Source organism: Pseudomonas multiresinivorans (assembly GCF_012971725.1).
Lineage (GTDB): Bacteria > Pseudomonadota > Gammaproteobacteria > Pseudomonadales > Pseudomonadaceae > Pseudomonas > Pseudomonas multiresinivorans.
This window is the reverse complement of record NZ_CP048833.1, coordinates 1,350,054-1,376,945: the sequence shown is the minus strand read 5'-3', so window position 1 is coordinate 1,376,945 and position 26,892 is coordinate 1,350,054. Positions and strand designations below refer to the sequence as shown.

Sequence of the window (26,892 nt, the reverse complement as noted above, 5' to 3'; positions counted from 1 at the left end):
TGTCATCCTTCACCGAACGGTCCCCTCTCCCTCTGGGAGAGGGTTAGGGTGAGGGTTGAACCGAGCGAGTGAGTCTCAGTATTGCAGCGACCCATGCCCAAGATCGCATCCATGGGGCCCCCTACAGTGGAACGAGCGCCCCGCCTTGGTGCGCACCGTTTTCGTGCGCACCATCGTCGAGCGCTCGCACCATTCCTGATCGCCCGGACAAGCGCTCCAGCCCGCGCCAGCGCTGCCTGAGGGCTGCACTGGCAAGCCCCTTGCTGTAGCACCGCCATTGCTACTGCCGGACGCTGCCATGCTGGTCATCCACCAACGAACCGAACCCCGCGAACACTGGGACGCCGAGCTGCGCCTGAACTACGAGGCGCGCAGCAAGAGCCGCCTGCGCTGCTTCAGCACCACCGGTGAAGACGTCGGCCTGTTCCTCGAACGAGGACAGCCGCCGCTGGCGGAGGGCGAATTCCTGCAGGCCAACGATGGCCGGGTGGTGCGCGTCAGCGCAGCGCCGGAAAAGCTGCTCCACGTTACCTGCGCCAATGCCCGAGAGCTGAACCGCGCGGCCTATCACCTGGGCAATCGCCACGTCGCCCTGCAGGTCGGTGAAGGCTGGCTGCGCCTGCTCGACGACTACGTGCTCAAGGCCATGCTCGACCAGCTCGGCGCCACGGTGGAAGCCATCGAAGCGCCGTTCCAGCCCGAGCACGGAGCCTATGGTGGCGGCCATCATCACTCGCACCATGGCGAAGAGCAGTTCAACTACGCGCCGAAGCTGCATCAGTTCGGGGTTCGGTTGTGATGTTTCGGCGTTGGGCTTTTTCCCGCACCCCAGCCCTCTCCCTCAAGGAAAGAGGGCAGATCGGTGCGCGCGGACAGGTCGTCGTTCATGACTGACTCTTCCAGCCTCTGGTCGCTGCTGCGCCTGGCCAGTCCGCAGCTACCCATCGGCGGCTACAGCTATTCCCAGGGGCTGGAAAGCGCTATCGACCACGGTTTGGTGAAGGACGCCGAAGGCGCGCGGACCTGGCTCACCGACCAGCTGCAGCTGAACCTCGCCCGGTTCGAGGGCCCGCTGCTGGCCGACTTGCTGCGCGCGGCGCAGGCCGAAGACTGGGCTGCCCTGCGCGAAGCCGCCGAGCGCCACCGCGCCAGCCGCGAGACCCGCGAGCTGGGCCTGGAAAACCGCCAGATGGGCTTCTCCCTCGGCCAACTGCTCGAAGCCCTGCCCGAGTTGGACGAGCCCGCGCGCCAATGGCTCGCCGCGCAACCCGAACCCTCCTTCGCCGCCGCCTGGGCACTGGCCGCCCGCGCCTGGGGTTTATCCCCGGAACAGGCCCTCGGCGCCTGGCTTTGGAGCTGGCTGGAGAACCAGCTGGCGGTGCTGATGAAGACCCTGCCGCTGGGCCAGCTCGCCGCGCAGAAGCTCACCTCGCAACTGCTCCCCGACCTCGACAGCGCCTGCCAGGCCGCCCTCGCCAACGAACCCCACGGCGGCGCGCCCTTCGGTCTCGCGCTGGCCTGCATGAATCACGAAACCCAATACAGCCGTCTGTTCCGCTCCTAGGAGAACTGCCATGAACTCTCAACCTCTTCGCGTCGGCATCGGCGGCCCGGTGGGCTCCGGCAAGACTGCCCTGACCCTGGCGCTGTGCCGCGCCCTGCGCCAGCGCTACAACATCGCCGTGGTCACCAACGACATCTACACCCAGGAAGATGCGCAATTCCTGGTGCGCAACGAGGCGCTGGAGCCGGAGCGGATCATCGGTGTGGAAACCGGTGGCTGCCCGCACACGGCGATCCGCGAGGACGCCTCGATCAACCTTGAGGCGGTGGACCAGCTCAACCGGCGCTTCCCCGGCCTCGACCTGATCCTGGTGGAATCCGGCGGTGACAACCTCTCCGCCACCTTCAGCCCCGAGCTGTCGGACCTGACCCTCTACGTGATCGACGTCTCCGCCGGCGACAAGATTCCGCGCAAGGGCGGGCCGGGTATCTGCAAGTCCGACCTGCTGGTGATCAACAAGATCGACCTCGCCCCGCTGGTGGGCGCCTCGCTGGAAGTCATGGACCAGGACGCCTCGCGCATGCGCGGCGACAAACCCTTCGTCTTCAGCAACCAGAAGACCGGCCAGGGCCTGGCCGAGATCATCACCTTCATCGAACGCCAGGGACTGCTGACCGCGGCCTGATGCCCTTTTCGCGGCCGCGGAAGAACGGTCGCCCCACGACAAGAACCAGGGAGTTATCCATGCAATTGCGCAAAGCCCTCTACAGCCTGGCGCTGTTCCTCACCCCGGCGGTGGCTTTCGCCCATCCGGGCCACGGCGACCACGGCCTGATCGCCGGCATCGCGCACCCCATCACCGGCCTCGACCACCTGCTGGCGATGCTCGCCGTCGGCCTCTGGGCCGCGCAGCAGAAGGGCGCGGCGCGACTGGCGCTGCCCTGCACCTTCGTCGGCACCATGCTGATCGGCGGATTGCTCGGTTTCGAGGGAATGCAGATGCCGTTCATGGAAACCGGCATTGCCGCTTCCGTGCTCGCGCTGGGCCTGTGCGTTGCGCTGGCCGCGCGCCCGCCGCTGTTCCTGGCGATGGGCGCAACCGCGTTGTTCGCCCTCGCCCACGGTGTGGCCCATGGACTGGAACTGCCGGAACTGAGCAGCCCGTGGCTGTATGCCGCCGGCTTCGTCGCGGCAACCGCTGCGCTGCATGCAGCCGGTTACGGGATTGTTCGTCTGTTGCCACAAGCGGCGGCACCGCTGGTGCGTGCCGCCGGGCTGGCTTCGGCAGGCGCGGGTGCATGGCTGCTCGCCGGCTGACCTGCCTTTCGTAGGAGCGAGCTTGCTCGCGAACCAACCCCGCTGCGAGGCCGTTCGCGAGCAAGCTCGCTCCTACAAAAAAGTCGGTACATCGGTACATCGGTACATCGGTGGGAGCGTAGGAGCGGACTTCGTCCGCGATGCCCCCCAGCGCGCCGGGAACCTATCGCGGACGAAGTCCGCTCCTACAAGATCTGAAGCCCTCCCCCAGAACCACGCTGCGCACCACGCTCCTCAAGCGGGAGAGGGAAACTTCGCACAAGAAGTGCGGCGGCAAAGCTGCCAGAATCCGGCGCTGCCTCACCCCTTGCGATGCACCGAGAACCCCGCCCACGCCTGGCTCACCGGCATGATCTCCAGGGTATTGATGTTGATGTGCGGCGGCTGGTTGAGGATCCAGTGGATGGTCTCGGCGATGTCCGCGGACTGGATCGGCTCGGCGCCGGCGTAGGTCTTGTCGTACTTGGCCTGGTCGCCGCCGAAGCGCACCAGGGAGAACTCGCTCTCGCACATGCCCGGCTCGAGATTGGTGACGCGCACGCCAGTGCCCTGCAGGTCGCAGCGCAGGTTCAGCGAGAACTGCTCGACGAAGGCCTTGGTGGCGCCGTACACATGGCCGCCCGGATAGGGCCAGTGGCCGGCCACCGAGCCGAGGTTGAGGATGCTCGCGCCCGGGCCATGGGCGATCAGGCGCGGCAGCAGCAGGCGGGTGGCGTACATCAGGCCCTTGATATTGGTGTCGACCATGGTGTCCCAGTCATCCAGCTCGCATTCCTGCGCCGGGTCGGTGCCCAGTGCGAGGCCGGCGTTGTTGATCAGGCCACGCAGCTTGGCGAACTTCTCCGGCAGGCTGTCCACGGCAGCGGTCATCGCCGCGCGGTCGCGCACGTCGAGTACCAGCGGCAGCACGTCGGTCTCGGTGGAAAGCTCCTGGGCCAGAGCATTCAGGCGATCCTCACGGCGGCCGGTGATCACCAGCGACCAGCCGTCACGGGCGAAACGTCGCGCACAGGCTTCGCCGAAGCCGGAAGTTGCGCCGGTAATGAACAGGGTGGGAGTGGTCATCACTGAAATCCTCTTTTGCTGGCGCCGCCGTCACCGGTGCATGCCGGACATTCGTGCCGCGCGCGTTCTTGTCGGTCGGTCGAGCATAACAGCCCGGACTGCCCGCCTTGCGTTACAGCCGCGCTGGATAAAACCCGCACAGCTGCCTGAAAGCCCCGTGGTCACGGGCCTGCCGCAAGTTGCGCTCACCTTTTCCACAGGCTGCTCCACGGATTCTGTGGGCAAACTGAAAGCGTCCTTTTCGCTGGACGATTTTCGAGCGTACCAGCGCAGGCCGCGCCGCCGTTGCGCTGGAGAAGTTCTTCCCAAGGTTATCCACAGGTCTTTCAACGGCTGACGGGGACAATTGTCAGTTTCCCGGAACTTTTCCGCGAAGCCGTACCTGTCCATCCATACAGGGGTTGCGGGGTAATCGAACAGAATTCGACCGCCCGCGACGGCGCCTGTGGCCACGGGGCCTGGCAGCGTTCTCCCAGATGTTATCCACAGCCCGGCCCACAGATTTTCGGGACAACTTCACTGCACCAGCAGGCGCGCCGCGATCAGGTCTTCCAGTGCATAACCGACGGACTTGAACAGGGTGATTTCGCTATCGTCCCTGCGCACACCGCTCCCCTGCAACAGGTCGCTCAGTTGGGTAGCAATGGCGCTCTTCTCGATGACGCCCTCGCCCATCGGGATCAGCAAGTCGCCCGCCTCCTCCAGTGCGCCTTCGCGGGTGTCGACCACGATGCGCGCGCGGCGCACGGCTTCGCTGTCGGTCTCGCGCATGCTCGGCAGGAACGCGCCGACCAGATCGAGGTGGCAGCCCGAGCGCAACCAATCGCCGAGTACGATGGGCTCGCGAGACGTGGTGACGCAGCTGATGCAATCCGCCGCCGCGACTCCACCACGCAAATCGGGGCAGGCATGGGCAGGATAGCCTTCGTCCTGCAAGTGCTTCACCAGGGCCTGCACCTTGTCTTCGTGGCGGCCCCAAAGGGCGATGTCCTCGTACTCGCGCACCGAGCAGTGAGCGCGGACCATGTGCGGCGCCAGCGTGCCACTGCCGACCACCAGCAGCCGCCGCGCATCGCGGCGCACCAGGTAATCGGCAGCCAGCGCGGAGGTGCAGGCGGTGCGTCGGGCAGTCATTTCCGAGGCTTCGAGCATCGCCAGCGGACGGCCGCTGGTGCCGTCGAAGAGACAGAACAGCGCGGCGACCGCCGGCAGGTTCTTCGCGCCATTGCCGGGAAACACGGTGACCAGTTTCACACCGATTTCCTGGCCGGGACGCCACACCGGCATGGTCAGCAGGGAGGCGTTTTCGGGCAGTTCATGGCAGCCGCGCACCGGGGCTTCGCACTCATGGGCGAGACCGATGCGCAGGGCTTCGATCAGCTGGGGATAACCCAGCCGCTGGGCGACGTCGGCGTTGGTGAGGAATTTAAGGTCGTGCATGGGGACCTCGTACTGCAGATTGAAAGCCCCTCTCCCCCGCCCTCTCCCTGAGGGGAGAGGGAGCTGTCTGTGCCGGCTGACATCAAGGTTTCAACCTGCACCGAACGGTCCCCTCTCCCTTCAGGGAGAGGGTTAGGGAGAGGGAGGAAGGCGACCGGCAGTGCCCATGTCGGACAGGAGGGAATCCGGCCCATGCTCAGCGGAGCATCAGTGCCCGCCCAGATACGCGTTGCGAACCTCCTGATTGCCCAACAATTCCGCACCCGTGCCGCTCAGGCGGATCTCGCCGTTGACCATCACGTAGCCGCGGTCGGACAGCTTCAGCGCGTGGTTGGCGTTCTGCTCCACGAGGAACAGCGTCATCCCGCTCTGCGCCAGCTCGCGCAGGGTCTGGAAGATCTGCTTGACCACGATGGGCGCAAGCCCCAGCGAAGGCTCGTCGAGCAGCAGCAGCTTGGGCCGGCTCATCAGCGCACGGGCGATGGCGAGCATCTGCTGCTCGCCGCCGGACATGGTCATGGCGCGCTGGTTGCGTCGCTCCTTCAGGCGCGGGAAGAGGTCGAACATGCGCTGCATGTCCTCCTGGGCGTGGTCCACGCCGATGGGGATGGTGCCCATCAGCAGGTTCTCCTCCACGGTCATGTCGGGGAACACCCGGCGCCCTTCCGGCGACTGCGCGATGCCGTTGGAGGCCACGTAGTGCGCGGACTTGTGGCGGATGTCCTGACCCTTGTAGAGGATCGCGCCGCCCGCCGCGCGCGGCTGGCCGAAGATCGACATCAGCAGCGTGGACTTGCCCGCGCCGTTGGCGCCGATCAGCGCCACGGTCTCCCCCTCGTTGACGGTCAGCGAGACTTTCTTCAGCGCCTGAATCGGCCCGTAGAACACATCGACCTCACGGAATTCCAACATCGGCGCCGTCATGCCAGCTCCTCTTCGTCTGCGCCGAGATAGGCGGCAATGACCTTGTCGTTGTGGCGAATCTCCTCCGGGCCGCCGCGGGCAATGACCACGCCGTGGTCGAGCACGATGATGTGGTCGGAGATGTTCATCACCATGCCCATGTCGTGCTCGATCAGTAGCACGGTGATGCCGTGGTGGTCGCGCAGATAGCGGACGATCCGCGCCAGCGCCTGGGTCTCGGCCGGGTTGAGGCCGGCAGCCGGCTCATCGAGGCAGATCAGCTCGGGCCGGGTGCACATGGCGCGGGCGATCTCCAGGCGGCGCTGCTGCCCATAGGACATCTCGCCGGCCAGGCGGTTGGCGCAGTCCACCAGGTCCACCACTTCCAGCCAGTAGAAGGCGTGGTCCAGCGCTTCGCTTTCCGCGCGGCGGTAGCCGGGGGTATTGAGCACGCCGGCGATGAGGTTGCGGTTGACGAACATGTGCTGGGCCACCAGCAGGTTCTCCACCACCGACATCTCGCGGAACAGACGGATGTTCTGGAAGGTGCGCGCCAGGCCGGCGCGGTTCACCAGGTGAGTGCCGCCGAACATCTTGTAGTACAGGCGGTTGCCGAACTGCGCCGGGTTGACGAAGTCGCCGCCCTGGAACGGCTGACCGAGCACCTTGATGACGTCGGTGGTGCCGCCCTGGGTGTTGAGCAGGATGTTGCCGCCGGTGGCCTTGTAGAAACCGGTGAGGCAGTTGAACACGGTGGTCTTGCCGGCGCCGTTGGGTCCGATCAACGCGGTGATGGAGCCGCGTTCCACGTCGAGGTTGACGTCGTTGAGCGCCTTGATGCCGCCGAAGTGCATCATCAGGTGCTCGACGCTGAGGATCTTGTCGCCGCTCATGGCGCCACCCCCTTGCGTACGGCAAAGCCGCTACGACTGATACGGATCAGCCCGCGCGGACGCCAGATCATCATCAGCACCATGAGGATGCCGAACAGCAGCACGCGGTAGTCGGCGAAGCTGCGCAGCAGTTCCGGCGCCACGGTGAGGACGAACGCGGCGATCACCACGCCCACCGTCGAACCCATGCCGCCCAGCACCACGATGGCGAGGATCAGCGCCGACTCGAAGAAGGTGAACGACGACGGGTTGACGAAGCCCTGGTAGCTGGCGAAGAACACCCCGGCCAGGCCCGCGGTGGAGGCACCGAGCATGAAGGCCGAGAGTTTCACCAGCACGTGGTTCAGGCCCATGGCGCGGCAGGCGATCTCGTCCTCGCGCAGCGCTTCCCAGGCGCGCCCGACCGGCATGCGGGTCAGCCGGTGCTTGATGTAGAGCACCAGCATGACGACCAGGAACAACACGATGTAGATGAACAGGAACTTGAAGTTCTGGTTGTAATCGATGCCGAGGAACTCGTGGATCGGCGTGCCGCCCTCCTTCGCCCGGCGGCCGAATTCGAGACCGAAGAAGGTCGGCGCCGGCACCGGCATGCCGTTCGGGCCGCCGGTGAAGGACAGCCAGTTGTTGAGGATCAGGCGGATGATCTCACCGAAGCCCAGGGTCACGATGGCGAGGTAGTCACCGTGCATTCGCAGCACCGGGAAGCCCAGTAGCGCCCCCGCCAGCGCGGCGACGATGGCCGCCAGTGGCAGTACCGTCCAGAAGCCCAGGCCGAGGTACTGGTAGCCCAGCGCGAGGCCATAGGCGCCGATGGCGTAGAAGGCCACGTAGCCGAGATCGAGCAGGCCGGCGAGGCCAACCACGATGTTCAGGCCAAGGCCGAGCAGCACGTAGATCAGCCCGAGGATGATCACGGTGAGCAGGTACTTGCTGGCGAAGAACGGGAAGATCACCGCGGCCAGGATCACCAGCGGGACTATCCAGCGCAGGCGCGTCTTGTAGCCCGGCGGCAGTACGCTGATGCCGGAGTCGGAGCTCTCGAAGCGGTCCATGATGCGCAGGCCGGCGGGCGTCTGCAGAAACAGGCTGAGCAGCAGGCGGCCGAGCATCACCGCGCCGATCATCCAGGCCAGGCGGAGCGGTTCGACCTTGAAGCTGTAGCCATCGAGCACGATGCCGACGATGGGGCCGAACACGATCAGGGCGATCAGGCCGGCCAGCACGGTGTCGATGAGGCTCTTCCTGATATCGATGCGCGCAGGTTTAGGCGCGGCTGAAGTCTGGGTAACGGACGTCATGCTTACACCTTCGATACCTGGGGACGACCCAGGAGCCCTTGCGGTCGGAAGATCAGGATGGTCACCAGCAGGCCGAAGGCGAACACGTCCTTGAAGTCGGTATTCACCATGCCGGAGAACTGCGCCTCGGCCACGCCCAGGATCAGCCCGCCGAGCATGGCGCCGGGCAGCGAGCCGATGCCGCCGAGCACCGCGGCGGTGAACGCCTTGATGCCGATGATGAAGCCGGCGTAGAAGTCGAAGGTGCCGTAGTTCATGGTGATCAGCACGCCAGCCAGCGCGGCCATGGCGGCGCCGATGACGAACACGTAGGAGATCACCCGGTCGGTGTTGATCCCCAGGATCGAGGCCATCTTGCGGTCCTGCTGGGTGGCGCGGCACATGCGCCCGAGCTTGGTGTACTGAATCACGTAGGTCAGCACGCCCATGCCGACGAAGGCGGCGATGAGGATGAACACCTTGGTGTAGGTCAGCTGCACAAAGCCTTCGCCGATGTGGAACTTGAAGGCGCCGTCGAGCAGGGTCGGCACACCTTGCTGGCGCGGGCCCTGGGCCAGCTGCACGTAGTTCTGCAGGATCAGCGACATGCCGATGGCGGAGATCAGCGGCGCCAGGCGCGTGGAGTTGCGCAGCGGCTTGTAGGCGATGCGCTCGATCACCCAGCCGTACACGCCGGTAACGAAGATGGTGAAGACCAGGGTGCCGAGGATCAGCAGCGGGAACGACTGCAGGCCGAAGAAGGCCAGCAGGGCCAGGCCCACTGCCGAGAGATAGGCGGAGATCATGTACACCTCGCCATGGGCGAAGTTGATCATGCCGATGATGCCGTAGACCATCGTGTAGCCGATGGCGATCAGACCGTAGACCGACCCAAGGGTCAGCCCGTTGATCATTTGCTGAAGGAAGATACCGTCCACGATTGGGTACTCGCGCAAGCAGGGCAGGAAAGGCTGACGGCTCGCGCAATCACCGGCTCGTGACCAGCTGCGCGCGTACCGCCGACCTGCGGGGAAGCCGGCGCCGCGGGTAGCGGCGCCGGCCGGGTCAGGCGGTTACTTCTTGAACGCGTCGAGCTGGTGGTACTTGCCCTTGTCGTCCCACTCGTAGACCACGTAGTCGGAGACTTTCAGGTCGCCTTTCTTGTCCCACTCCTTCTTGCCCATCACGGTCTGTACCGGATTGGCCTTCAGCCAGGCGCTGGCCTTCGCCGGGTCGGTCTTGCCCGCGCCGTTGAAGGCAGCGGCCAGGGCCTGAACCGAGGAGTAGGCGTAGAGGGTGTAGCCTTCCGGCTCGAAGCCATTGGCGCGGAATTTCTCCACCACGGCCTTGCCGTCCGGGATCAGGCGCGGGTCGGCGCCGAAGGTCATCAGGACGCCCTTGACGTACTGCGGGCCGCCGGCGGTGGTGACCAGTTCGTCGGTGACGATGCCGTCATCGGACATGAACTTGGCGGTCAGACCCTGCTCGCGCATCTGGCGGACCAGCGGGCCGGCTTCCGGGTGCAGGCCGCCGAAGTAGACGACTTCTGCGCCCGAGGCGCGGATCTTGGTGACCAGGGCGTTGAAGTCCTTCTCGCCACGGGTAAGGCCTTCGTACAGCACTTCCTTCACGCCGCGCTTGTTCAGCTGCGCGCGGGTCGCGTCCGCCAGGCCCTGGCCATAGGTGTCCTTGTCGTGGATCACCGCGACTTTCTTCGCCTTCAGCACGTCGACGATGTAGTCGCCGGCGACAATGCCCTGCTGGTCGTCACGGCCGCACATGCGGAACATGCCGGAAAGGCCGCGCTCGGTGACCTGCGGGTTGGTGGAACCGGGAGTGATGGCGATGATGCCGGCCTCGTCGTAGACCTCCGAGGCGGGGATGGTGGAGGAGGAGCAGAAGTGGCCGACCACGGCGACCGCCTTGTCCTGGTCCACCAGGCGGTTGGCGACGGCCACGGCCTGTTTCGGTTCGCAGGCGTCGTCCGCCTTCACCAGCTTGATCTTCTCGCCATTGATACCGCCGGCGGCGTTGATGTCTTCCGCGGCCTGGCTAGCCCCACGCCAGTACTGTTCCCCGAACGAGGCGTTGGCCCCGGTGTGCGGTCCTGCGACCCCGATAACGACATCGGCCTGTACTACGGAAGACATGCCCAGCGCGGTGGTGACCGCCAGAGCCAGAAAACCTTTTCTGTAAATCTTCTGCGACATGGAGTTTTGCTCCTGAGGGTTTTTGTAATGGCGCGTTGTATTTCTTGTTGGCGATTTCTCGTTCAGCGATTCAGCGACTTAGCGATCAATCAACAGCAAGCGGCGTGCCATTCGTTTTTGTTATTAACCAAGTCCTACAGCGAAAACAGCTCGAGCTGGCAGACATCAAGCGCTAGACACGTGCAACCCATTGAAAGCAGAAGGTGCAACCAATCAGTCAAAAGGGCGCAACCCACCTTCCCGTGGGCGGTCTTTTTCCAGCCACCACAGGCGCAACCCCAACCGTAACCATCGCTGTCACCGAACTGCACATCCGCGGTGCAGACCCGCCGGGGTAACGCACCATAAGAGGCTAGACCAAAGTGCAGCGAGCGTTGGCGGGCTACCCCGGAGGCGGCTTGCGCCGCCTTCGCGGCAGGCTCAGATCACCACCCGCAGGCACTGCCCGGCGTGGTAGAGGGAGAAGCCGGCTTCGTACAGACAGCTGCGCAGGCCCACGGCAGAGATTTCCTCCATCGGCCGCAGCGGCATCGGCAGGGCGCTGGCGTCCCCGTCCAGCAGAAAGTCGGCGAAGGCCTTGCCCACCACCGTGCCGGTGGTGACGCCGCGGCCGTTGTAGCCGCTCATGGCGACCAGCCCCGGCGCTGGCTCGAACAGGCGCATGAGGTGGTCGGGGGTGAAGTCGATGCAACCGGTCCAGGTGAATTCCCAGTCCACCTTGCCCAGCCTGGGGAAGTAGTGCTGCTGGATGCGATCCGCCCAGCTTTTCAGGAACCACGCCGGCTTGCCGGTGCCCTTGCCGAGACTGCCGAGCAGCAGGCGGCCGTCGGCGTCGCGGCGGATGCTGCTGAGCACCTGTCGGGTATCCCAGGAGCCCTGCCCGCCCGGCAGGATGCGCGCAGCTTCGGCACCCTCCAGCGGACGCGAGGCGACCTGGTAGTAGTAACCGGGGAAGAAGGTGCGACGCAGCTCGGTCCATTCGCCTTCGGTATAGGCGCTGGAGGCGATCACCACCTGCTCGGCGGTGACCACGCCACCGGCAGTGATCACGTTCCACGCGTTGCCTACGCGCACCAGGCCGACCACCGGGGAATGGTGGTACAGCTCACCGCCCAGGCCCACCACCGCGCGGGCGAGGCCGCTGACGTAAGCCATGGGATTGAGCGTGCCAGCGCGGCGGTCGAGCAGCGCGCCGGCGATCTTGTCGGTGCCGCAGGCTTGCTCGCAGTCGGCGCCAGTGAGCAGTTCCACTGGGGCGCCACGGCGGCCCCATTGCTCGCAGCGGCTGCGCAGGTCAGCCAGGCCGCGGGCGTTGTGCGCCATGTGCAGGGTGCCTTCGCGGCGCGCCTGGCAGTCGATGCCGTACTTGTCGATCAGGGAGAACACCAGCGAAGGCGCGTTGCCGAGCATGCGGTTGACCCGCTGGCCGACCTCCGCGCCCATGCCCGCCTCGATCTCGTCCGGGGGAATCCACAGGCCGGCGTTGACCAGCCCGACGTTGCGCCCCGAGCCACCGTGCCCGGTGGTGTGGGCTTCCAGCACACAAACCGTCTGGCCCCGCTCCAGCAGATGCAGCGCGGCGGACAGGCCGGTGAAGCCCGCGCCGATGACACACACGTCGACCTTGCGATCCCCGCGCAGCTCCGGAGCTTCCGGGCGATCGGGGGTCAGGTATTCCCACAGACATTCTTGGCGAAGCGACATCCAGCGATCCTTCTACGCGAACCTTGTGAATGACTCTGTACGGCGGTTGGGCCGTCGTAGGGCGCATAACGCGCCAGCGTTATCCGCCGCAGATGGCTGGCGGATAACCTGTGCCAGGTTATTCGCCCTACGGTGCTGTACAGCAAGCCCACATCGCGAGCCGAGGCCTTTGTGTAGGAGCGAGCTTGCTCGCGAACCGCATGACGCCGAAGTCCAGCCGGACTCCGTTCGCGAGCAAGCTCGCTCCTACAGGGGCCCATGGCCCCGGTGCCATCAGTCGAAGACTATGCCCTGCGCCAGTGGCAGTTCCCGCGAGTAGTTCACGGTGTTGGTCTGCCGACGCATATAGCCCTTCCAGGCGTCGGAGCCGGACTCACGGCCGCCGCCGGTTTCCTTCTCGCCACCGAAGGCGCCACCGATTTCTGCACCGCTGGGGCCGATGTTGACGTTGGCGATGCCGCAGTCGCTGCCCACCGCCGAGATGAAGGCTTCCGCCTCGCGCAGGTCGGTGGTGAAGATGCAGGACGACAGCCCCTGCGGTACGCCATTGTTCAGCGCCACCGCGTCGTTGAAGTCCTTGTAGGGCACCACGTAGAGGATCGGCGCAAAGGTCTCGCTGCGCACCACGTCGCTCTGCTCGGGCATCTCGACGATGGCCGGCGACACGTAATAGGCGTTGGGGAATTTATCAGCCAGTTGGCGCTCGCCGCCGAACACCACGCCGCCCTCGCCACGCGCCTGCTCCAGCGCGCCCTGCATGGCCAGGAAGCTGCGTTCATCGATCAGCGGGCCGATCAGGTTGCCTTCCAGCGGATGGCCGATGCGCACCTTGGAATACGCCGTCTTCAGACGGCTGACGAACTCGTCCTTCACCGACTCGTGGGCAATCAGCCGACGCAGCGTGGTGCAGCGCTGCCCGGCGGTGCCGACGGCGCTGAACAGCACGGCGCGCACGGCCATGTCGAGGTCAGCACTGGGCGCCAGGATCATCGCGTTGTTGCCGCCCAGTTCGAGAATGCTGCGACCGAAGCGGGCCGCCACGCGCGGGCCGACTTCGCTGCCCATGCGGGTGCTGCCGGTGGCGCTGACCAGGGCGACGCGCACGTCATCCACCAGCGCTTCGCCAGCGCTGCGATTACCAATCACCACCTGGCTGAGGTGCTCCGGCGCATCGCCGAATTTCTTCAGCGCGCGCTCGAACAGCGCCTGGCAGGCCAGCGCGGTGAGCGGGGTTTTCTCCGACGGCTTCCACACCACCGAGTTGCCGCACACCAGCGCCAGCGCGGTGTTCCACGACCACACGGCGACCGGGAAGTTGAAGGCGCTGATCACCCCGACCACGCCCAGCGGATGCCAGGTTTCGCGCATGTGGTGGCCCGGGCGCTCGGAGGCGATGGTCAGGCCGTAGAGCTGGCGCGACAGGCCGACGGCGAAGTCGCAGATGTCGATCATTTCCTGCACTTCGCCCAGGCCTTCCTGGGTGATCTTGCCCGCCTCCCAGGACACCAGCTCGCCCAACGCCGCCTTGCTCGCCCGCAGCTCCTCGCCGAACAGCCGCACCAGCTCGCCGCGGCGCGGCGCCGGCACCTTGCGCCAGGCGTCGAAGGCATGGGCGGCGCGGCCGATCTTCTGCTCCACCTCGGCGGCGCTTTCCAGGCGCACCGCGCCCAGGCGGCTGCCGTCGATGGGAGTGTGGATGAGCTGATCGCCACCGGTGACCAGGCGGGCGTCGACGCCGAGGGATTCGAGCAGTGCGGAAATCATGCGGACTCCTGAATGGGTTCAGAACCAGTTGGAATGCCAGCAGTAATAAACGGCTTGCCTGGGCACAACAAACGACGTTTCCTATGCACATCATTCCGTAAATTCATGAACTGCCCGCCATGCTGAGCAAACGCCACCTGCCGTCCATGACCGCCCTGCAATGCTTCGAAGCGGTGGCGCGGCACCTGAGTTTCACCCGCGCCTCCGAGGAGCTGAACCTGACCCAGAGCGCGGTCAGCAAGCAGGTGGCGCAGTTGGAGGAAATGCTCCAGCACCTGCTGTTCCGCCGCGTGCGTCGCCGCCTGCAGCTGACCCCGGCGGGCGACCTGTACCTGGTGGAAGTGCGCAAGATCCTCACCCAGGTAGAGATGTCCACCCACTACCTGCTGTCCTACGGCGGCGAAACCGAAGTACTGCGCGTGGCGACGCCGCCGACCTTCGGCGCGCGCTGGCTGATTCCGCGGCTGAACGGCTGGCGTCATCGCCACCCCAACATCCACCTCGACCTGCGCCAGGAGCTGGAGCCCGGCGACCTGCTGCAATCGCGCTGCGACATCGCCTTCTTCTTCGGCGCCGGCACCCTGCCCGGCGCGGAGTGCGTGGCGCTGTTCGGCGAGGAGATGGTGCCGGTGTGCTCTCCGGCGATCTTGCCAGCGCAATCGCTGAGCGACCCGACCCAGCTGGCAGACCTGGTCCTGCTGCAGAACGCCACGCGCCAGGAAGCCTGGCACGAGTGGTTCCTAAGCCTGGGAAAACACAGCGAACACAGCTACCACGGGCCGCGCTTCGACACTTTCTACATGTGCATCCGCGCCGCCCAGGCCGGCTGCGGCGTGGCGCTGCTGCCGCGCTTCCTGGTGGAGGAGGAGCTGAGCGAGGGCAAGCTGGTGATCGCCTGGGAGCACGGGCTGGCAAGCCGCAGCGGCTACTACCTGGCGTATCCCGAGCATGCTGCGGCGGTGCCCAAAGTCAGGGCGTTCGTGGAGTGGATTGGGGAGCGGATGGAGGGGTGAGTTCAGCGCGGCGCCAAGAGCCCCTCACCCTAACCCCCTCCCAGAGGGAGAGGGGACTGATCGGTGCAGGTGTACACAACTGCTCTCACTGGCACAGACGGCTCTCTCTCCCTCCGGGAGAGGGCTGGGGTGAGGGGGAATGCCCGAGCGCCGGAGCGTCAGACCAACAAACTCCGATCAAACACAAACGCCCCATCCCCCTGCGGCGTGAAACGCAGCACATGCTGCGGCCGCCCCATCGGTGGCTGGTGGCGCTCGCCGGTATCCTCCACCCAGCCCGCCGTCTTCATCCGCTCCAGGCGCCCGCGCAGGCTGGAATGCTGGATCTCCTCGCCGATGGATAGCTCAAAGGCCTTCAGCGCCTCCGCCACGGTGAAGCGCTCCGGCAACAGGTGCAGCGGCAATGCGCTGTACACCGACTTGCTGGCCAGCCGCTCACAGGCCTGCTGGACCAGATGGGCATGGTCGAAGGGCAAGGCCAAGCGCTCGCCGCGCACGGCGTCGAGCGGCATGAAGTCGAGATCGTCGGCGGCCAGTTCGGTCTCCGGCGCCACCAGCACGAGGTAGAACACGCTCAGCGACCAGCCGCGCGGGTCGCGCACTGCGTTGCCGACCGTGGCCACCTGTTCCATGTAGGCCGGCTGCACCCGCGCCTTCTCGCGCAACGCGCGCAGAGCCGCATCGTCCAGGCCGCGATCCGCGCAGCGGCCGTTGATCAGCACGCCGGGCAATGCCCATTGCCCCTCGAACGGCCCATGGGCGCGACGGATCAGCAGCAGTTCCAGCCCGCGCTCGGGATTCAGGCGCAGCGCCACGATATCCACGGTGGCCAGCACTTCAGCGGTACTCATCGAAGCTCCTCGAATAGGTTCTCGTCGGGAGAAACACTGCGACTTATTTCACCACGCATAGAAAGCATCTTCCACTGCCAACCATTTCCGTTCTTTTTACTTGACGACTTATTTCACGTCGTGAATTATGTACTCACGACAGGCCACCAACGGTCAAGCGGAGGCTTCCATGAACCTGATCGCCAGCTTCGACGTAGATGCCCAGAAGGGCTTCACCCCGCTCTGCCCCAACGAACTGCCGGTGCCCGGCGGCGATGCCATCGGCGGCGCCCTCAACCTCATGGCCGAACGCGCCAGCCTGCGCCTGGGCAGCAAGGACGCCCACACCGCGCAAGCCCCCTGGGTGGTGAGCGAGCCGGCACAGATGCTGCAACCGCTGTCCCTACCCAATGCTGACCTCACCTGGGTCAGCCACTGCGTGCCGGGCACGCCGGGTTTCGAACTGCTGGACGAACTGCCGCAGCCGATGGACTACGACTTCTTCATCTGGAAGGGCGTGGAGCCGGACCTGCACCCCTACGGTGCGTGCTACCACGACCTGGCGGAACGGCGCAGCACCGGGGCCATCGAATACCTGCGGCAGAACGCGGTCAGCCACGTACTGGTGGGCGGCCTGGCGCTGGACTACTGCGTGAAGACCACCGCGCTGCAGCTGCGCCGCGCCGGCTTCGAGGTGCTGCTGTACCTGCCGGCCTGCCGGGCCATCGCGGAGGAAACCGCCAAGGCCGCCTGCGCCGAGATGCGCGAAGCCGGAGTGATCCTCTGCGCGGACGAGAACGAATTGGATAGCGCCCTCGCGGGCATCAGGGAGAACTGATCATGGCCGAGAGCGTATTTGCCGAGAGCATCGTGCAGAACCTGCTGGACACCGACTTCTACAAGCTGACGATGATGCAGGCGGTGCTGCACAACTATCCCAACGCCGAAGTGGAGTGGGAATTCCGCTGCCGCAATGCCGAGGACCTGCGCCCGTACCTGGCGGAAATCCGCTACCAGATCGAGCGCCTGGCCGAACTGGAGGCTACGCCGGACCAACTGGCCTTTCTCGAACGCATCCCGTTCATCAAGCCGGACTTCATCCGCTTCCTCAGCCTGTTCCGCTTCAACCTGCGCTACGTGCACACCAGCATCGAGGATGGCCAGCTGGCCATCCGCCTGCGCGGGCCGTGGCTGCATGTGATCCTCTTCGAGGTACCGCTGCTGGCCATCGTCAGCGAGGTGCGCAACCGCTATCGCTACCGTGAAGTGGTGCTGGAGCAGGTCGGCGAGCAGTTGTACCGCAAGCTCGACTGGCTCGCCGGCAACGCCAGCGCGGACGAACTGACAGAATTCCAGGTAGCCGACTTCGGCACCCGCCGGCGCTTCTCCTACCGCACCCAGGAAGAAGTCGTGCACATCCTCAAGCGCGACTTCCCCGGCCGCTTCGTCGGCACCAGCAACGTGCACCTGGCCCGCGAGTTCGACGTGAAGCCCATCGGCACCATGGCCCACGAATGGCTGATGGCGCACCAGCAACTCGGCCCGCGGCTGATCGACAGCCAGATCGCCGCGCTGGACTGCTGGGTGCGCGAGTACCGCGGCCAGTTGGGCATCGCGCTCACCGACTGCATTACCATGGACGCCTTCCTCAGCGACTTCGACCTGTACTTCGCCAAGCTCTTCGATGGCCTGCGCCACGATTCGGGCGACCCGCTGGTCTGGGCCGAGAAGGCCATCACCCACTACCGCCGCCAGGGAATCGACCCGATGACCAAAACCCTGGTGTTCTCCGACGGCCTCGACATGCCCAAGGCGTTGCAGCTCTTCCGTGCATTGCGTGGCAAGATCAACGTCAGTTTCGGCATCGGTACCAACCTGACCTGCGACATCCCCGGCGTGGAACCGATGAACATCGTGATCAAGATGACGGCCTGCAACGGCCACCCCGTGGCGAAGATTTCCGATACCCCGGGCAAGACCCAATGCCGCGACGAAAATTTCGTCGCCTACCTGCGCCATGTGTTCAAGGTGCCGGTGTAACCCTTTTCGCATCCGACCAGGAGCCCATCAGATGAAAGACAGACAGGCCGCCATCGCCAAAGAACTCAATGTGCAGCCGCCCTTCCAGTCCGACGCCGAGCTGCAGGCCGAGATCCAGCGCCGCATTCGCTTCATCCAGGACTGCCTGAAGGGTTCGGGGATGAAGACCCTGGTGCTGGGCATCAGCGGCGGCGTCGACTCGCTCACCGCCGGCATGCTCTGCCAGCGCGCCGTGGAAGGCCTGCGCGCCGAGACCGGCAACCAGGACTACCGCTTCCTCGCCGTGCGCCTGCCGTACAACGTGCAGGGCGACGAGCAGGACGCCCAGGACTCGGTGGACTGCATCGCCCCGGACGAGCGCCACACCGTGAACATCGGCCCGTCGGTCCAGGCGCTGGCTGCCGAAACCCAGGCGCTGGAAGGCCTGGCGCCAGCCACCCGCGACTTCGCCCTGGGCAACACCAAGGCGCGCATTCGCATGGTCGCCCAGTACACCATCGCCAACGCCCGCGCCGGCCTGGTGGTCGGCACCGACCACGCCGCCGAGGCGGTGATGGGCTTCTTCACCAAGTTCGGCGACGGCGCCTGCGACCTCGCTCCGCTCACCGGCCTGGTGAAGAACCAGGTGCGCAGCATCGCCCGCAGCCTCGGCGCGCCGGAGCATCTGGTGGAGAAGGTGCCGACTGCGGACCTCGAAGACCTCGCCCCCGGCAAGCCGGACGAGCATTCCCACGGCGTGACCTACCAGGAAATCGACGCATTCCTGCACGGCCAGGAGGTCGGCCAGGAAGCCTTCGACATCATCGTCCGCACCTTCGAGAAGACCCGCCACAAGCGCGCACTGCCCACCGCTCCGTAAGCAGTCTGCAACCACCGGCGCGGGAGCAGTCCCGCGCCGACCGGCTCAATGCTGGGGAATGACGTAGCGCCAGATGGCGATGAAGTGCAGCAGGCTGCCGGCGATCACGAACAGGTGCCAGATGCCGTGCCAGTGGCGGAAGCGGCTGTCATAGGCGAAGAAGATGATGCCGATGGTGTAGAAGGCTCCGCCGCCCACCAGCCAGGCAAAGCCCGCACCGCCCAGCGCGCGGTAGAGCGGGCCGATGGCGATCAGCACGATCCAGCCCATCACCGCGTAGATGATGATCGACAGTACCCGCGCCTCGGAGCGCGGCTTGATCTCCTGCAGCATGCCGATCACCGCCATCGACCAGACGATGCCGAACAGCGTCCAGCCCCAGGGCCCCTTGAGGGTCACCAGGCAGAAGGGCGTGTAGCTCCCCGCGATCAGCAGATAGATCGACAGGTGGTCGAGCTTGCGCAGGATCACCTTCGCCCGCCCACGCACGCTGTGGTACAGCGTGGAGATGCTGTAGAGCAGGAGCAGTGTCGTGCCATAGATTGCCACGCTGACGATGCGCAGCGGCTCGCCCAGCAGGCTGGTGGCGACCAGCAGCCAGATGCCGCCCACCAGCGCCAGCAAGGCGCCGATCAGGTGGGTCCAGGCGTTGAAGCGTTCACCGTGGTACATGGGTCCCCCATCAGGATTCCAACCACAGACACCCTAACGCGGTTTCGTGAAATAAAAAGCCCGACCATGGGTCGGGCTTTTTCGATCTCAGGCAGTCGAGCAACGCCGGATCACTTCAGGGTCAGAGTGCCCTTCATCATGGCCGAGTGGCCCGGGAAGGAGCAGAAGAAGGTGTACTGCTCGCCTTCTTTCAGCTTGGAAACATCGAAGCTCACCGAATCCTTCTCGCCGGAGCCGATGATCTTGGTGTGAGCGATGACACGGGTGTCGCCGTCTTTCACATAGTTCTTGTCCAGACCGGCGGCCATACCATCGGTCACCACGCCCTGCATGTCGGCGGCGGTGGTCAGTACCCAGTTATGGCCCATGACGTTCTTCGGCAGGCTGCCCGGGTGGGACAGGTTCACGGTGAAGGTCTTGCAGCTCTTGTCGACGCTGATGGCGTTGGTGCTGAACTGCATCTGGTCGTTGCCCTGGATGTCCACGGAGCATTCGGCGGCCAGCAGCGGGGCACTGAACAGGCCAAGCAGGGATACAGCGGCGAGTTTACGGAACATGACATGCCTCCTAGGCAGGTTGGGCGGAGAATCCTGAAGGGGAAGACTGCCCGAAGGCGATCGGGGTTCCCCTGATCTGCATCAATGGCCATCGGCCACGAGCCAAGCTTCAAACTGTCTATCAGGTCGATCAGCAGGATCAACGAGGCAGAACAGCGCACCCCGCCTAGCATAGACCCCATCCCCCGGCCCAACAGGAGTTCGCGCCATGCACCGTCTTCCGATGTTACAAAGCCAGCTGCTGCAAAGCCTGCTCGCCTGCTACGCACTCGGCGCGTGCGGCGGGGGTGGCCGACGAGCCGAAATGGACTAGGAAAATTCGGGCTTGGTCGCACTCGAGGCTGCCGCTACCCTGACGGTCTGCAAAACGAGGCAGCCAATCGAGGAAGCTCCATGACCTTGCGTTCCATCTGCGTATTCTGCGGCGCCAGCCCCGGCGCCACCCCGATCTATCAGGAAGCCGCCGAAGCCCTCGGCCGCCACCTCGCCGAGAACGGCATCCAGCTGGTCTATGGCGGCGGCGCCGTGGGCCTGATGGGCATGGTCGCCAATGCCGCGCTGGTCGCCGGCGGCGAAGTCATCGGCATCATCCCGCAGAGCCTGAAGGACGCCGAAGTCGGCCACAGCGGCCTGACGCGCCTGGAAGTGGTCGACGGCATGCACGCGCGCAAGGCCCGCATGGCCGAGCTGAGCGACGCTTTCATTGCCCTGCCCGGCGGGCTGGGCACCCTGGAAGAGCTGTTCGAAGTCTGGACCTGGGGCCAGCTCGGCTACCATGCCAAGCCCCTGGGCCTGCTGGAGGTGAATGGCTTCTTCGACCCGCTGCTGACCTTCCTCGACCACCTGGTACAGGAACGCTTCGTACGCCAGCCGCACCGCGACATGCTGCAGCGCGCCGCCTCGCCCGCTGAACTGATCGATGCCCTGGCCGCGTGGAAGCCCCTGGCCGCGCCCAAGTGGGTGGATCGCACGCCGACCTGACACCTCGCTACCAGCAGCGCTCCGCGGCCGCGCCACGGAGCCCGCTGCTGGCCAGCGTCAGTGTTCCGCAATCATCGCCCGCCATGCTGCCCTGAGGTTCGGCCTTCAGCGTGAAACTCGCGGACTCCGGCTCGTCGGCGAAGCCCAGGCGATAGCGCACCGGCCCGTTTCGTGGTGAATGCTGATACGGCAGGCTCGCGCCCACGTAGCTGCCCTGGCTGGTGTAATAGCGCTCCAGGTACTGCGCCAACTCCACCAGGGATTTCTGTGCGTCCACCCGGTGAACCCGGCGGATATGGTCCTGGTAGATCGGTACCGCGATGGCCAGCAGGATGCCGATCAGCGCCACCGTCGTGAGCATTTCCAGCAGCGTGAAACCATTGCGATGCACGGCAGAATTCATCTCAGCGCAGCTCCTGCCAGGCCTTGCGCCCGCTCTCGCCCGGCCAGTCGAGCTCACGCGTGCGAGGGCGCCCGTCTTCATCCAGCGTCGTGAGCTGCACACCGTTTCCCCCCTCCCCAGGCCGTACCAGTAGGCCGCCGGTCTGCCCGACCACCACATTGCCTGCCGCAGACACCACTGACTGTGCCGTACCGGGATCGCCGCCAGTGGCAATATCCAGCGCGACGGAGCCGTAGCGCAGCGGATCGTCACAAGGGTCGTCCCCTGGTGTCATGAGGTTGAACAGCACGAAGCGATCCGCACGCAGCTGTGCCCGTTCGAGGACACGGGTGCCGTCGGCGGGCAGGTCCAGATACCAGCCCCGACTACCGTCGCCCGGCGAATGGGCGGACAGCGCCAGCGACTGCGCGTCGAGGCTTTGCGCCGATAGCCGGGTACGCCCGACCGTCGCGGTACCGTCGTCGAGAACGCCATACAGGCTTTCGATCTTCTCAGACTCGGCGGGCAGGTTGTCGCCCACGCGGTAATACCGCCCGGTGCCGAAAATCACTCGCACCGCACCATTGCCATCTCGCGCCACAACAACGGGCGCAGAAATCACCTGAGCCGCACCCTTCGCATCGACGGCCTTGAACAGCGCCCCTCCGGCCAGAGAAGCGGGAATGGCCGAATCCTGGCCGTCATCGCCTGCGAGATCCACGCGCCAGAGATTGCCACGACTGTCCCCGAGGTACAGGCGGTCAGCCGTGACATCGCCCGTGCTGCTGATCGCCGTCACCGGCCCGAGGTCTCCGGCGCCGGGCAGCCTGATGCGCTTGAGCGGACGACCGTCCGCTGCATCGAGCAGCCACAGTTCGCCATCCTTGCCCTGCGGATCACGGGCGCCGGAGGACAACGCCACCACGAACCTTCCCGACGCCAACGCCAGCAAGGCCGGGCGGCCCAAGCTGTAGCCGAGCTCCGAGTGGCTGAACTCCCACAGCACGTTGCCTGGCTGCATACGCTGCGGATCGCTGATGTCCAGGGCGAAGACGCTGTTGCCGCCCGCTCCCGGCGTGCCTACCAGCAAGGTGCGCCAGCGCCCTTCGCCCCAGGCATTTCCAATGCTCGGCGAGCCATCGACGAAGTAGCGGTGCACGTAGCCCGGAGCGGCCAGTTCGTGCAGACGGGCGAAGACCGCAGCCGGCACGTAGGCAAACAGCTCACGCCCATCGCCTGCATCGAAACCATGCAGCATGCCGTCATTGGCGCCGACCACCACCAGAGGCGCACGCTGCCGATAGGTCGCGCTGTCGAGGAAGTCGCGGTAGGCGCTGCCCAGGGTCTGCCCGTTGGCCAGCGGCTGGGGTAGCGCGGCATACGGCTGTGGGTCATGCCAGGAGTAAGCCGGGCGCGAATGGACGATGTCGCCCAGCCGACTGCCGCGCTGCCGGTAAGGGCGGGAGCTCGCCGCTGAGTCGCGCTCCTCCAGCCTGGAACCACGCAGGTAGTCGAGCAGGCGCTCACCGTCATTGCTGCCGGCAGCCAGCGCCTCACGCTGTCGATCATCCAGCGCAGACCAGGCGAAGGCGACTCCCTGCCGCGCGATACCCGAACCGTCGGGTGTGCGGACAGTGAAGATGTTTCTCCCGCCCAGTTGCGCCTGATTAAGCTCATCCAATCGTTGCGCCGCCGACCAGACTGGCTTCGCCGAACTCCCCTGCCAAAGCAGCAGGTCACCGCTCCACTTCGCCGGGTCCAGTGTCGTGCTGAAAACCTCGCCGGAACGTCCGCCCGCAATGAACTGGCTGAATGCCCCAGCGCCGCTCTCGGCAGTGCGCGCGAACGCCCGCTGCAGCTCATCACGCCAGCGCGCCGGCTCCGTGGCATCCAGCAGGTTGTCCGGGCGCACGGCACGGGAGATCGTCGCATCGTGCCACCAGGCCACCGGCAGCGGCGCATCCCGCTCATCGCGATAGCCCTTAGGCACCGAGAATCCGCCATATTTCGCCGCCAGCCAGAGGGCACTGCCCTGTTCCGCCAGCTCGCTGGGCAGCCAATAGGTGGAAAGTGTCTGCCGCCCCGGGAGGTCCGGGCGGAGATCGCGGGTATGCGCGTCGTAGGCCAGGCCGGCGAAGCCCAGGGACGCGTCGTCGGCACCTGCCCCCTCGATGGCAGCCACGCGGCGACTGGCCTGGGCCAGGTCCACGGCCGGGTCCTTTGCCGCGAGGCGAGGCAGGCTCTCGCCAATTCGCGCTTCCCCCGCGTCACCCAGCCCGAGAACGCTGTTGCGCTGGCAGGCATGACTGATCGGGTCGCCCCAGGGCGCGACGACTGGGAAGACGCGGCCATCGCCAGCATCGGCCGATGCCGCAAGGCCGCCCTGGTTTCTCAGGTAGCGGGTCGCCGCAAACAACGACTCGCCCAGGTCATCCCCGCGGCGCAACTCCGCCTCGTCGAAGCAGTTGAGGTAGTCGATTACGCCGCTGCGGCCGGACGCATCCTGATCCGGGTTGGCGAGAAACACGCCGCTGCGTGCCGACCATTCCGCTTGAGGATTATTCGCGCCGTCGTCCAGTTTCGGGCCGATGAACTTGTGTCGGGCACGCAGCACGACATTGCTCGTCCCGTCGCCATCAGACCGGCCAAGCACGCTGACCTGCAGCCGGCTGGCGTATTGCTGCAACAGCCCTTCGGGCTTGAACTGATCGCCATAGCGCTGGCAGTTCCGCTCGAGCAGGCCAGCCACACGGACCTGCACCCGGACGGGCAGGCGATAGGTTTCTCCAGTCTGCACAACGGTCCCGGAGAGGTAATCCCGCGGCTCGCCGGGAAACGCCGGGCTGCGGCTGAACAGGAGGCTGCGATCCTGCCCGGCGATGCGGAACGACAAGGACAGCCCGGAAAACGGCGTGGCTCCGCCCGCGAGCGTCGTGGGTAAATGGCGGTCCGGGAAGCTGCCGTCGGCTTCCGTATTGCGCGCCTTCTGCAGCACTGTCGCGCCGGCGGTATCGATGTAACGGTCTCCGCCGGTCAGCGCGGAGCGCACGACATCGAGGCGCTGAGCCGTTGCCCAGTTGAGGAAGTTACCGCTCCAGGCGCCTGGGCAGCGATGTTCCTGCGCCATCCGCAGGGGCTGGAAGTACTGCTGTGGGGGCTCCTGGCCATAACACTTCGCGGCATCGAAATAGCCGACGTACGTCCGCTCGGGAATGTAGGTATCCCCCGGGTGGGCAGCCGCCGCAACGGAGGAATGGGCCGTCGAAGGCAGCAGCATGAGATTGCCCGGAGCGCCGCCACCAACCTGTAATGGCACCTGACTGATCGGCGTGGCGCTTGCCAGCCCGTGCAACCCTGCCATGAGCGCCAGCAACGCGTATTTCCATCCTCGTGCCACCACCATCTCCCTGTCGTCCGTCAGCGAATGAAGTAGATGCTGCGCAACCGCGCACGGGAGACCGGTTCGCCCGAAGGCTGGCGGCGCGCACCGTAGCCCGCTGCGCTCACCTCCACTGCCACGCCATACGCAGCCGTACCCATGCCCACTTCCAAGCCTTCGTTGTTCAGCAGCCGCAGGAACTTCAATTGGTAATTCGGTTGGCGAGCGAGATCGGGGGCGCCTGCTTCTCGCGTCGAAATCTCCGCGGCAACGTCGTAGGCAGCGGCGTCGAGATGAACGCGCCTGAAGAGGTCGCGTGCGGCCAGCTCGCCCGCACGCAGCGCGGACTCGGCTTCCTGGAATGCCATTTGACGATCACGCAGATTCCCAGCCATGCGCTCCTCCAGGCTTGCCAGGCGCATGCCGGCCAGACCGATGAGCGTCAGCAGCAACAGCATCACCAGGGTGACCAGCAGCACTGCGCCGCGCTCGACGCGCCAACGCTTCATTCGGCCCTCACCGAATTGCGCAGCACAGTGGTGCTGCTCATCACCAAACGCAGACGACGCTCCGCGTTGGCGCTCAGCGTTCGTCCGTCGAACACCAGCGAAGTCGGCGCCTCGTCAACGTTGCGGGTCAGGCTCTGCAACAGCAGGCTGACCCGCACCGTGCGCACCCTGCTCCAGTCGGTAGCGGCCATCTCCCTCGCGGCCTTGTAGATCGCGACTGCGTCGCCGCCCTCGCCGGTAACGCCATAGCGCAGGCTTAGCCCAGCCACGCCGGAGACCAGTTCGTCGGTCTGTTGCTTGTCGCTGCTCTCGCTGTTGTAGGTGACGAAGAGGCCTGGCGAGCCCCCTTCCCCCTTGCCGATCCAGTAGATGGCGTAGCGATAGGGATAGGCGTGGGTGGCCGAGGCCAGGAAGTGACCCAGCGCGCGGTTCGCGACCAGGGTGCTCGCGCTGCCGGCGTTTCGCATCAGCAGGCAGGACTGCAGATCAGAGAGCAGGTAATACGCCCCGGCCAAGGCACCAGCGGATGCCAGGGTGACCTGATTGCCAATGACCGAGCGCACCGCAAGAGCGGGCTCGCCGACATAGCGCAGCAACAACGCATCCGTATTCGCCAATTTCCCGGAGGGCACCCAGGCCGGCGCCGTCATGCCGCTGCCGTAGCCTTCGATGCCCGCCCTTTCCAGGGCGAACTGCGCAGCGCCAGCCCCGCTGGCATTCACCACGCCGGACGGACAAGCACTGACGAACCCGGCAGTGCGCAGGTCCTGTGCGAGGATGTCGAAGGCGAAACGGCCGCTTTCCTGAAGCTCAGCCAGGGCCAGGCTGGCGTGGTAGGTCTGTTTGCTGCTCAACAGCACTTCGATCACCCCCGCCATGAGCAGCAGACTGAGTGCCATGGCGATCAGCAACTCCACTAACGACAGGCCGCGCTGGAAAGTGGCGTCCATGTCAGAGTGAGGTGCGATAGATAAAGGTTTCCCAATGCTCGTCAGCGCCGGGCCATCGCCCTCGAGCACGGCTGTCGTCCCAGCGGATAGCGATCTCCACGCGGTACAGATCGCCGCTGCGGGACACCCGAATCGAGCCGCCGCCTGATCCGCCCAGCGCCGTGCAGACCGTATTGCGCCACTGGCTGAGATCGAGTTGCGCACGACTGCTGCCGGAGACTGCCGGGCAATCGCCGGTCGGCTCGGCGAAGGCAAGGTTATAGGCGCCTGCGCGGGCCGCCGGCAGGTTCGCCCGCAGGAGGTCGCTCATCTCGCTGGCCAGCCAGGAAGCCTGCGAGCGCTGCAGCGCGCTGTAGCTGGCGGCCACTCCGACATTCTGCAGGCCCGCCAGCCCCAGCAGGCCGATGGACAGGATCACCACTGAAACGAGCAGTTCGACCAGGGTGAAGCCCCTGGCCGGCAAGCGACTTTGCATGGTTTCGCCTCGCTGCTGAGCGGATTGTGCGGCGTCGTGGGACGGCGCTCCGGTCTCTAGAGTGCGAGGTGTTTCAGGGCCGGGTCAGCCAGACTACGCGCCGAAATCGCCGGGAAATTTCCGCGCGAATAGGCGATCAGGCGCAGGCGCGGGAAGGCTTTCGAC

The 26,892-nt window shown here is 65.8% G+C and carries 25 protein-coding genes and 1 pseudogene; 9 read left to right on the top strand and 17 right to left on the bottom strand.

Going from position 1 to position 26,892, the window contains the following annotated elements; genetic code table 11:
- The first annotated feature begins 298 nt into the window (after nt 1-298).
- The 4 genes from ureE (at nt 299) to G4G71_RS06185 (ending at nt 2,821) form a co-directional block, all read left to right on the top strand.
- Entirely contained in the window at nt 299-799 is a 501-nt protein-coding gene (ureE, locus tag G4G71_RS06200; protein WP_169936182.1) for an urease accessory protein UreE, read from the top strand.
- Between the two features lie 87 nt (nt 800-886).
- Entirely contained in the window at nt 887-1,564 is a 678-nt protein-coding gene (locus G4G71_RS06195) for an urease accessory protein UreF (protein ID WP_169936181.1), read from the top strand.
- A gap of 10 nt (nt 1,565-1,574) precedes the next feature.
- Nucleotides 1,575-2,189, top strand: coding sequence for an urease accessory protein UreG (gene ureG, locus G4G71_RS06190; RefSeq protein ID WP_037012004.1), 615 nt, complete (start codon nt 1,575-1,577; stop codon nt 2,187-2,189).
- Nucleotides 2,190-2,248: 59 nt separating this feature from the next.
- Nucleotides 2,249-2,821 (top strand): HupE/UreJ family protein, encoded by a 573-nt coding sequence (locus G4G71_RS06185; protein ID WP_169936179.1) that lies wholly within the window; start codon nt 2,249-2,251, stop codon nt 2,819-2,821.
- A gap of 300 nt (nt 2,822-3,121) precedes the next feature.
- Here the strand turns inward: G4G71_RS06185 and G4G71_RS06180 are convergent, their stop codons facing one another.
- The 9 genes from G4G71_RS06180 to amaB form a co-directional block, all read right to left on the bottom strand.
- Complete coding sequence (locus tag G4G71_RS06180) at nt 3,122-3,886, bottom strand: SDR family oxidoreductase (RefSeq protein ID WP_169936177.1); 765 nt, start codon at nt 3,884-3,886, stop codon at nt 3,122-3,124.
- Between the two features lie 516 nt (nt 3,887-4,402).
- On the bottom strand, nt 4,403-5,326 hold the full coding sequence (lhpI, locus tag G4G71_RS06175) for a bifunctional Delta(1)-pyrroline-2-carboxylate/Delta(1)-piperideine-2-carboxylate reductase (RefSeq protein WP_169936175.1): 924 nt from the start codon (nt 5,324-5,326) through the stop codon (nt 4,403-4,405).
- 207 nt (nt 5,327-5,533) lie between these two features.
- Nucleotides 5,534-6,250: an ABC transporter ATP-binding protein gene (locus tag G4G71_RS06170; protein WP_169936172.1), complete on the bottom strand. Its 717-nt coding sequence runs from the start codon at nt 6,248-6,250 to the stop codon at nt 5,534-5,536.
- The gene (locus G4G71_RS06165) at nt 6,247-7,122 is read right to left on the bottom strand and encodes an ABC transporter ATP-binding protein (RefSeq protein WP_024765989.1); all 876 of its coding nucleotides are present in this window, start codon (nt 7,120-7,122) and stop codon (nt 6,247-6,249) included. The genes G4G71_RS06170 and G4G71_RS06165 overlap by 4 nt, the downstream gene beginning before the upstream one ends.
- On the bottom strand, nt 7,119-8,423 hold the full coding sequence (gene livM, locus G4G71_RS06160) for a high-affinity branched-chain amino acid ABC transporter permease LivM (RefSeq protein WP_169936170.1): 1,305 nt from the start codon (nt 8,421-8,423) through the stop codon (nt 7,119-7,121). Before livM ends, G4G71_RS06165 begins: the two co-directional genes overlap by 4 nt.
- 2 nt (nt 8,424-8,425) lie before the next feature.
- Nucleotides 8,426-9,340 carry an ABC transporter permease subunit gene (locus G4G71_RS06155; RefSeq protein WP_054906392.1) on the bottom strand — a complete coding sequence of 305 codons (915 nt, stop codon included), beginning with the start codon at nt 9,338-9,340 and terminating at the stop codon, nt 8,426-8,428.
- Nucleotides 9,341-9,475: 135 nt separating this feature from the next.
- On the bottom strand, nt 9,476-10,612 hold the full coding sequence (locus tag G4G71_RS06150; RefSeq protein WP_169936168.1) for a branched-chain amino acid ABC transporter substrate-binding protein: 1,137 nt from the start codon (nt 10,610-10,612) through the stop codon (nt 9,476-9,478).
- 420 nt (nt 10,613-11,032) lie between these two features.
- A complete protein-coding gene (gene amaA, locus G4G71_RS06145) occupies nt 11,033-12,316 on the bottom strand; it encodes an L-pipecolate oxidase (RefSeq protein ID WP_169936166.1) in 1,284 nt (427 codons plus the stop codon).
- A gap of 273 nt (nt 12,317-12,589) precedes the next feature.
- A complete protein-coding gene (gene amaB, locus G4G71_RS06140; RefSeq protein WP_169936164.1) occupies nt 12,590-14,080 on the bottom strand; it encodes an L-piperidine-6-carboxylate dehydrogenase in 1,491 nt (496 codons plus the stop codon).
- A 119-nt stretch (nt 14,081-14,199) separates the two neighbouring features.
- Here amaB and G4G71_RS06135 point away from each other — a divergent pair.
- Nucleotides 14,200-15,133, top strand: a pseudogene (locus G4G71_RS06135) (LysR family transcriptional regulator); the annotation flags it as partial.
- 118 nt (nt 15,134-15,251) lie between these two features.
- Here G4G71_RS06135 and G4G71_RS06130 read toward each other — a convergent pair.
- Complete coding sequence (locus tag G4G71_RS06130; RefSeq protein ID WP_169936160.1) at nt 15,252-15,944, bottom strand: NrtR DNA-binding winged helix domain-containing protein; 693 nt, start codon at nt 15,942-15,944, stop codon at nt 15,252-15,254.
- Nucleotides 15,945-16,113: 169 nt separating this feature from the next.
- Between G4G71_RS06130 and G4G71_RS06125 the strand changes: the two genes are divergently transcribed.
- Genes G4G71_RS06125 through nadE form a run of 3 tightly spaced genes read left to right on the top strand, consistent with a single transcriptional unit; the run spans nt 16,114 to nt 18,822 of the window.
- Complete coding sequence (locus tag G4G71_RS06125; protein ID WP_169936158.1) at nt 16,114-16,761, top strand: nicotinamidase; 648 nt, start codon at nt 16,114-16,116, stop codon at nt 16,759-16,761.
- A 2-nt stretch (nt 16,762-16,763) separates the two neighbouring features.
- Nucleotides 16,764-17,963, top strand: a complete 1,200-nt coding sequence (gene pncB, locus G4G71_RS06120) for a nicotinate phosphoribosyltransferase (RefSeq protein WP_169936156.1) — start codon at nt 16,764-16,766, stop codon at nt 17,961-17,963.
- A gap of 31 nt (nt 17,964-17,994) precedes the next feature.
- On the top strand, nt 17,995-18,822 hold the full coding sequence (gene nadE / locus G4G71_RS06115) for an ammonia-dependent NAD(+) synthetase (protein WP_169936154.1): 828 nt from the start codon (nt 17,995-17,997) through the stop codon (nt 18,820-18,822).
- 45 nt (nt 18,823-18,867) lie between these two features.
- Here the strand turns inward: nadE and trhA are convergent, their stop codons facing one another.
- Together trhA and azu are read right to left on the bottom strand one after the other, a co-directional pair.
- On the bottom strand, nt 18,868-19,494 hold the full coding sequence (gene trhA, locus G4G71_RS06110; protein ID WP_169936152.1) for a PAQR family membrane homeostasis protein TrhA: 627 nt from the start codon (nt 19,492-19,494) through the stop codon (nt 18,868-18,870).
- A 110-nt stretch (nt 19,495-19,604) separates the two neighbouring features.
- Nucleotides 19,605-20,051: an azurin gene (gene azu, locus G4G71_RS06105; RefSeq protein ID WP_169936150.1), complete on the bottom strand. Its 447-nt coding sequence runs from the start codon at nt 20,049-20,051 to the stop codon at nt 19,605-19,607.
- Between the two features lie 393 nt (nt 20,052-20,444).
- Between azu and G4G71_RS06100 the strand changes: the two genes are divergently transcribed.
- A complete protein-coding gene (locus G4G71_RS06100; RefSeq protein ID WP_169936148.1) occupies nt 20,445-21,032 on the top strand; it encodes an LOG family protein in 588 nt (195 codons plus the stop codon).
- Nucleotides 21,033-21,039: 7 nt separating this feature from the next.
- On the opposite strand, the gene G4G71_RS06095 is transcribed toward G4G71_RS06100, so the two are convergent.
- Genes G4G71_RS06095 through pilV form a run of 5 tightly spaced genes read right to left on the bottom strand, consistent with a single transcriptional unit; the run spans nt 21,040 to nt 26,727 of the window.
- Complete coding sequence (locus G4G71_RS06095; protein ID WP_169936146.1) at nt 21,040-21,435, bottom strand: type IV pilin protein; 396 nt, start codon at nt 21,433-21,435, stop codon at nt 21,040-21,042.
- A 1-nt stretch (nt 21,436) separates the two neighbouring features.
- Nucleotides 21,437-24,817, bottom strand: a complete 3,381-nt coding sequence (locus G4G71_RS06090) for a pilus assembly protein (protein WP_169936144.1) — start codon at nt 24,815-24,817, stop codon at nt 21,437-21,439.
- Nucleotides 24,818-24,831: 14 nt separating this feature from the next.
- Nucleotides 24,832-25,302 (bottom strand): pilus assembly PilX family protein, encoded by a 471-nt coding sequence (locus G4G71_RS06085; RefSeq protein WP_169936143.1) that lies wholly within the window; start codon nt 25,300-25,302, stop codon nt 24,832-24,834.
- Nucleotides 25,299-26,252 (bottom strand): PilW family protein, encoded by a 954-nt coding sequence (locus tag G4G71_RS06080; RefSeq protein ID WP_169936141.1) that lies wholly within the window; start codon nt 26,250-26,252, stop codon nt 25,299-25,301. Before G4G71_RS06080 ends, G4G71_RS06085 begins: the two co-directional genes overlap by 4 nt.
- Nucleotide 26,253: 1 nt before the next feature.
- Nucleotides 26,254-26,727 (bottom strand): type IV pilus modification protein PilV, encoded by a 474-nt coding sequence (pilV, locus tag G4G71_RS06075; protein WP_169936138.1) that lies wholly within the window; start codon nt 26,725-26,727, stop codon nt 26,254-26,256.
- Nucleotides 26,728-26,892 lie beyond the last annotated feature (165 nt).

Bases quoted from the DNA above. Each gene is read 5' to 3' on its own strand.
- G4G71_RS06180 (WP_169936177.1), bottom strand. From the start codon at position 3,886: ATGACCACTCCCACCCTGTTCATTACCGGCGCAACTTCCGGCTTCGGC.
- G4G71_RS06150 (WP_169936168.1), bottom strand. From the start codon at position 10,612: ATGTCGCAGAAGATTTACAGAAAAGGTTTTCTGGCTCTGGCGGTCACC.
- G4G71_RS06195 (WP_169936181.1), top strand. From the start codon at position 887: ATGACTGACTCTTCCAGCCTCTGGTCGCTGCTGCGCCTGGCCAGTCCG.
- pncB (WP_169936156.1), top strand. From the start codon at position 16,764: ATGGCCGAGAGCGTATTTGCCGAGAGCATCGTGCAGAACCTGCTGGAC.
- lhpI (WP_169936175.1), bottom strand. From the start codon at position 5,326: ATGCACGACCTTAAATTCCTCACCAACGCCGACGTCGCCCAGCGGCTG.
- G4G71_RS06095 (WP_169936146.1), bottom strand. From the start codon at position 21,435: ATGAATTCTGCCGTGCATCGCAATGGTTTCACGCTGCTGGAAATGCTC.
- nadE (WP_169936154.1), top strand. From the start codon at position 17,995: ATGAAAGACAGACAGGCCGCCATCGCCAAAGAACTCAATGTGCAGCCG.
- G4G71_RS06085 (WP_169936143.1), bottom strand. From the start codon at position 25,302: ATGAAGCGTTGGCGCGTCGAGCGCGGCGCAGTGCTGCTGGTCACCCTG.
- G4G71_RS06090 (WP_169936144.1), bottom strand. From the start codon at position 24,817: ATGGTGGTGGCACGAGGATGGAAATACGCGTTGCTGGCGCTCATGGCA.
- ureE (WP_169936182.1), top strand. From the start codon at position 299: ATGCTGGTCATCCACCAACGAACCGAACCCCGCGAACACTGGGACGCC.
- G4G71_RS06185 (WP_169936179.1), top strand. From the start codon at position 2,249: ATGCAATTGCGCAAAGCCCTCTACAGCCTGGCGCTGTTCCTCACCCCG.
- azu (WP_169936150.1), bottom strand. From the start codon at position 20,051: ATGTTCCGTAAACTCGCCGCTGTATCCCTGCTTGGCCTGTTCAGTGCC.
- pilV (WP_169936138.1), bottom strand. From the start codon at position 26,727: ATGCAAAGTCGCTTGCCGGCCAGGGGCTTCACCCTGGTCGAACTGCTC.
- G4G71_RS06170 (WP_169936172.1), bottom strand. From the start codon at position 6,250: ATGACGGCGCCGATGTTGGAATTCCGTGAGGTCGATGTGTTCTACGGG.
- livM (WP_169936170.1), bottom strand. From the start codon at position 8,423: ATGACGTCCGTTACCCAGACTTCAGCCGCGCCTAAACCTGCGCGCATC.
- amaA (WP_169936166.1), bottom strand. From the start codon at position 12,316: ATGTCGCTTCGCCAAGAATGTCTGTGGGAATACCTGACCCCCGATCGC.
- G4G71_RS06100 (WP_169936148.1), top strand. From the start codon at position 20,445: ATGACCTTGCGTTCCATCTGCGTATTCTGCGGCGCCAGCCCCGGCGCC.
- trhA (WP_169936152.1), bottom strand. From the start codon at position 19,494: ATGTACCACGGTGAACGCTTCAACGCCTGGACCCACCTGATCGGCGCC.
- G4G71_RS06130 (WP_169936160.1), bottom strand. From the start codon at position 15,944: ATGAGTACCGCTGAAGTGCTGGCCACCGTGGATATCGTGGCGCTGCGC.
- G4G71_RS06080 (WP_169936141.1), bottom strand. From the start codon at position 26,252: ATGGACGCCACTTTCCAGCGCGGCCTGTCGTTAGTGGAGTTGCTGATC.
- G4G71_RS06165 (WP_024765989.1), bottom strand. From the start codon at position 7,122: ATGAGCGGCGACAAGATCCTCAGCGTCGAGCACCTGATGATGCACTTC.
- amaB (WP_169936164.1), bottom strand. From the start codon at position 14,080: ATGATTTCCGCACTGCTCGAATCCCTCGGCGTCGACGCCCGCCTGGTC.
- G4G71_RS06125 (WP_169936158.1), top strand. From the start codon at position 16,114: ATGAACCTGATCGCCAGCTTCGACGTAGATGCCCAGAAGGGCTTCACC.
- ureG (WP_037012004.1), top strand. From the start codon at position 1,575: ATGAACTCTCAACCTCTTCGCGTCGGCATCGGCGGCCCGGTGGGCTCC.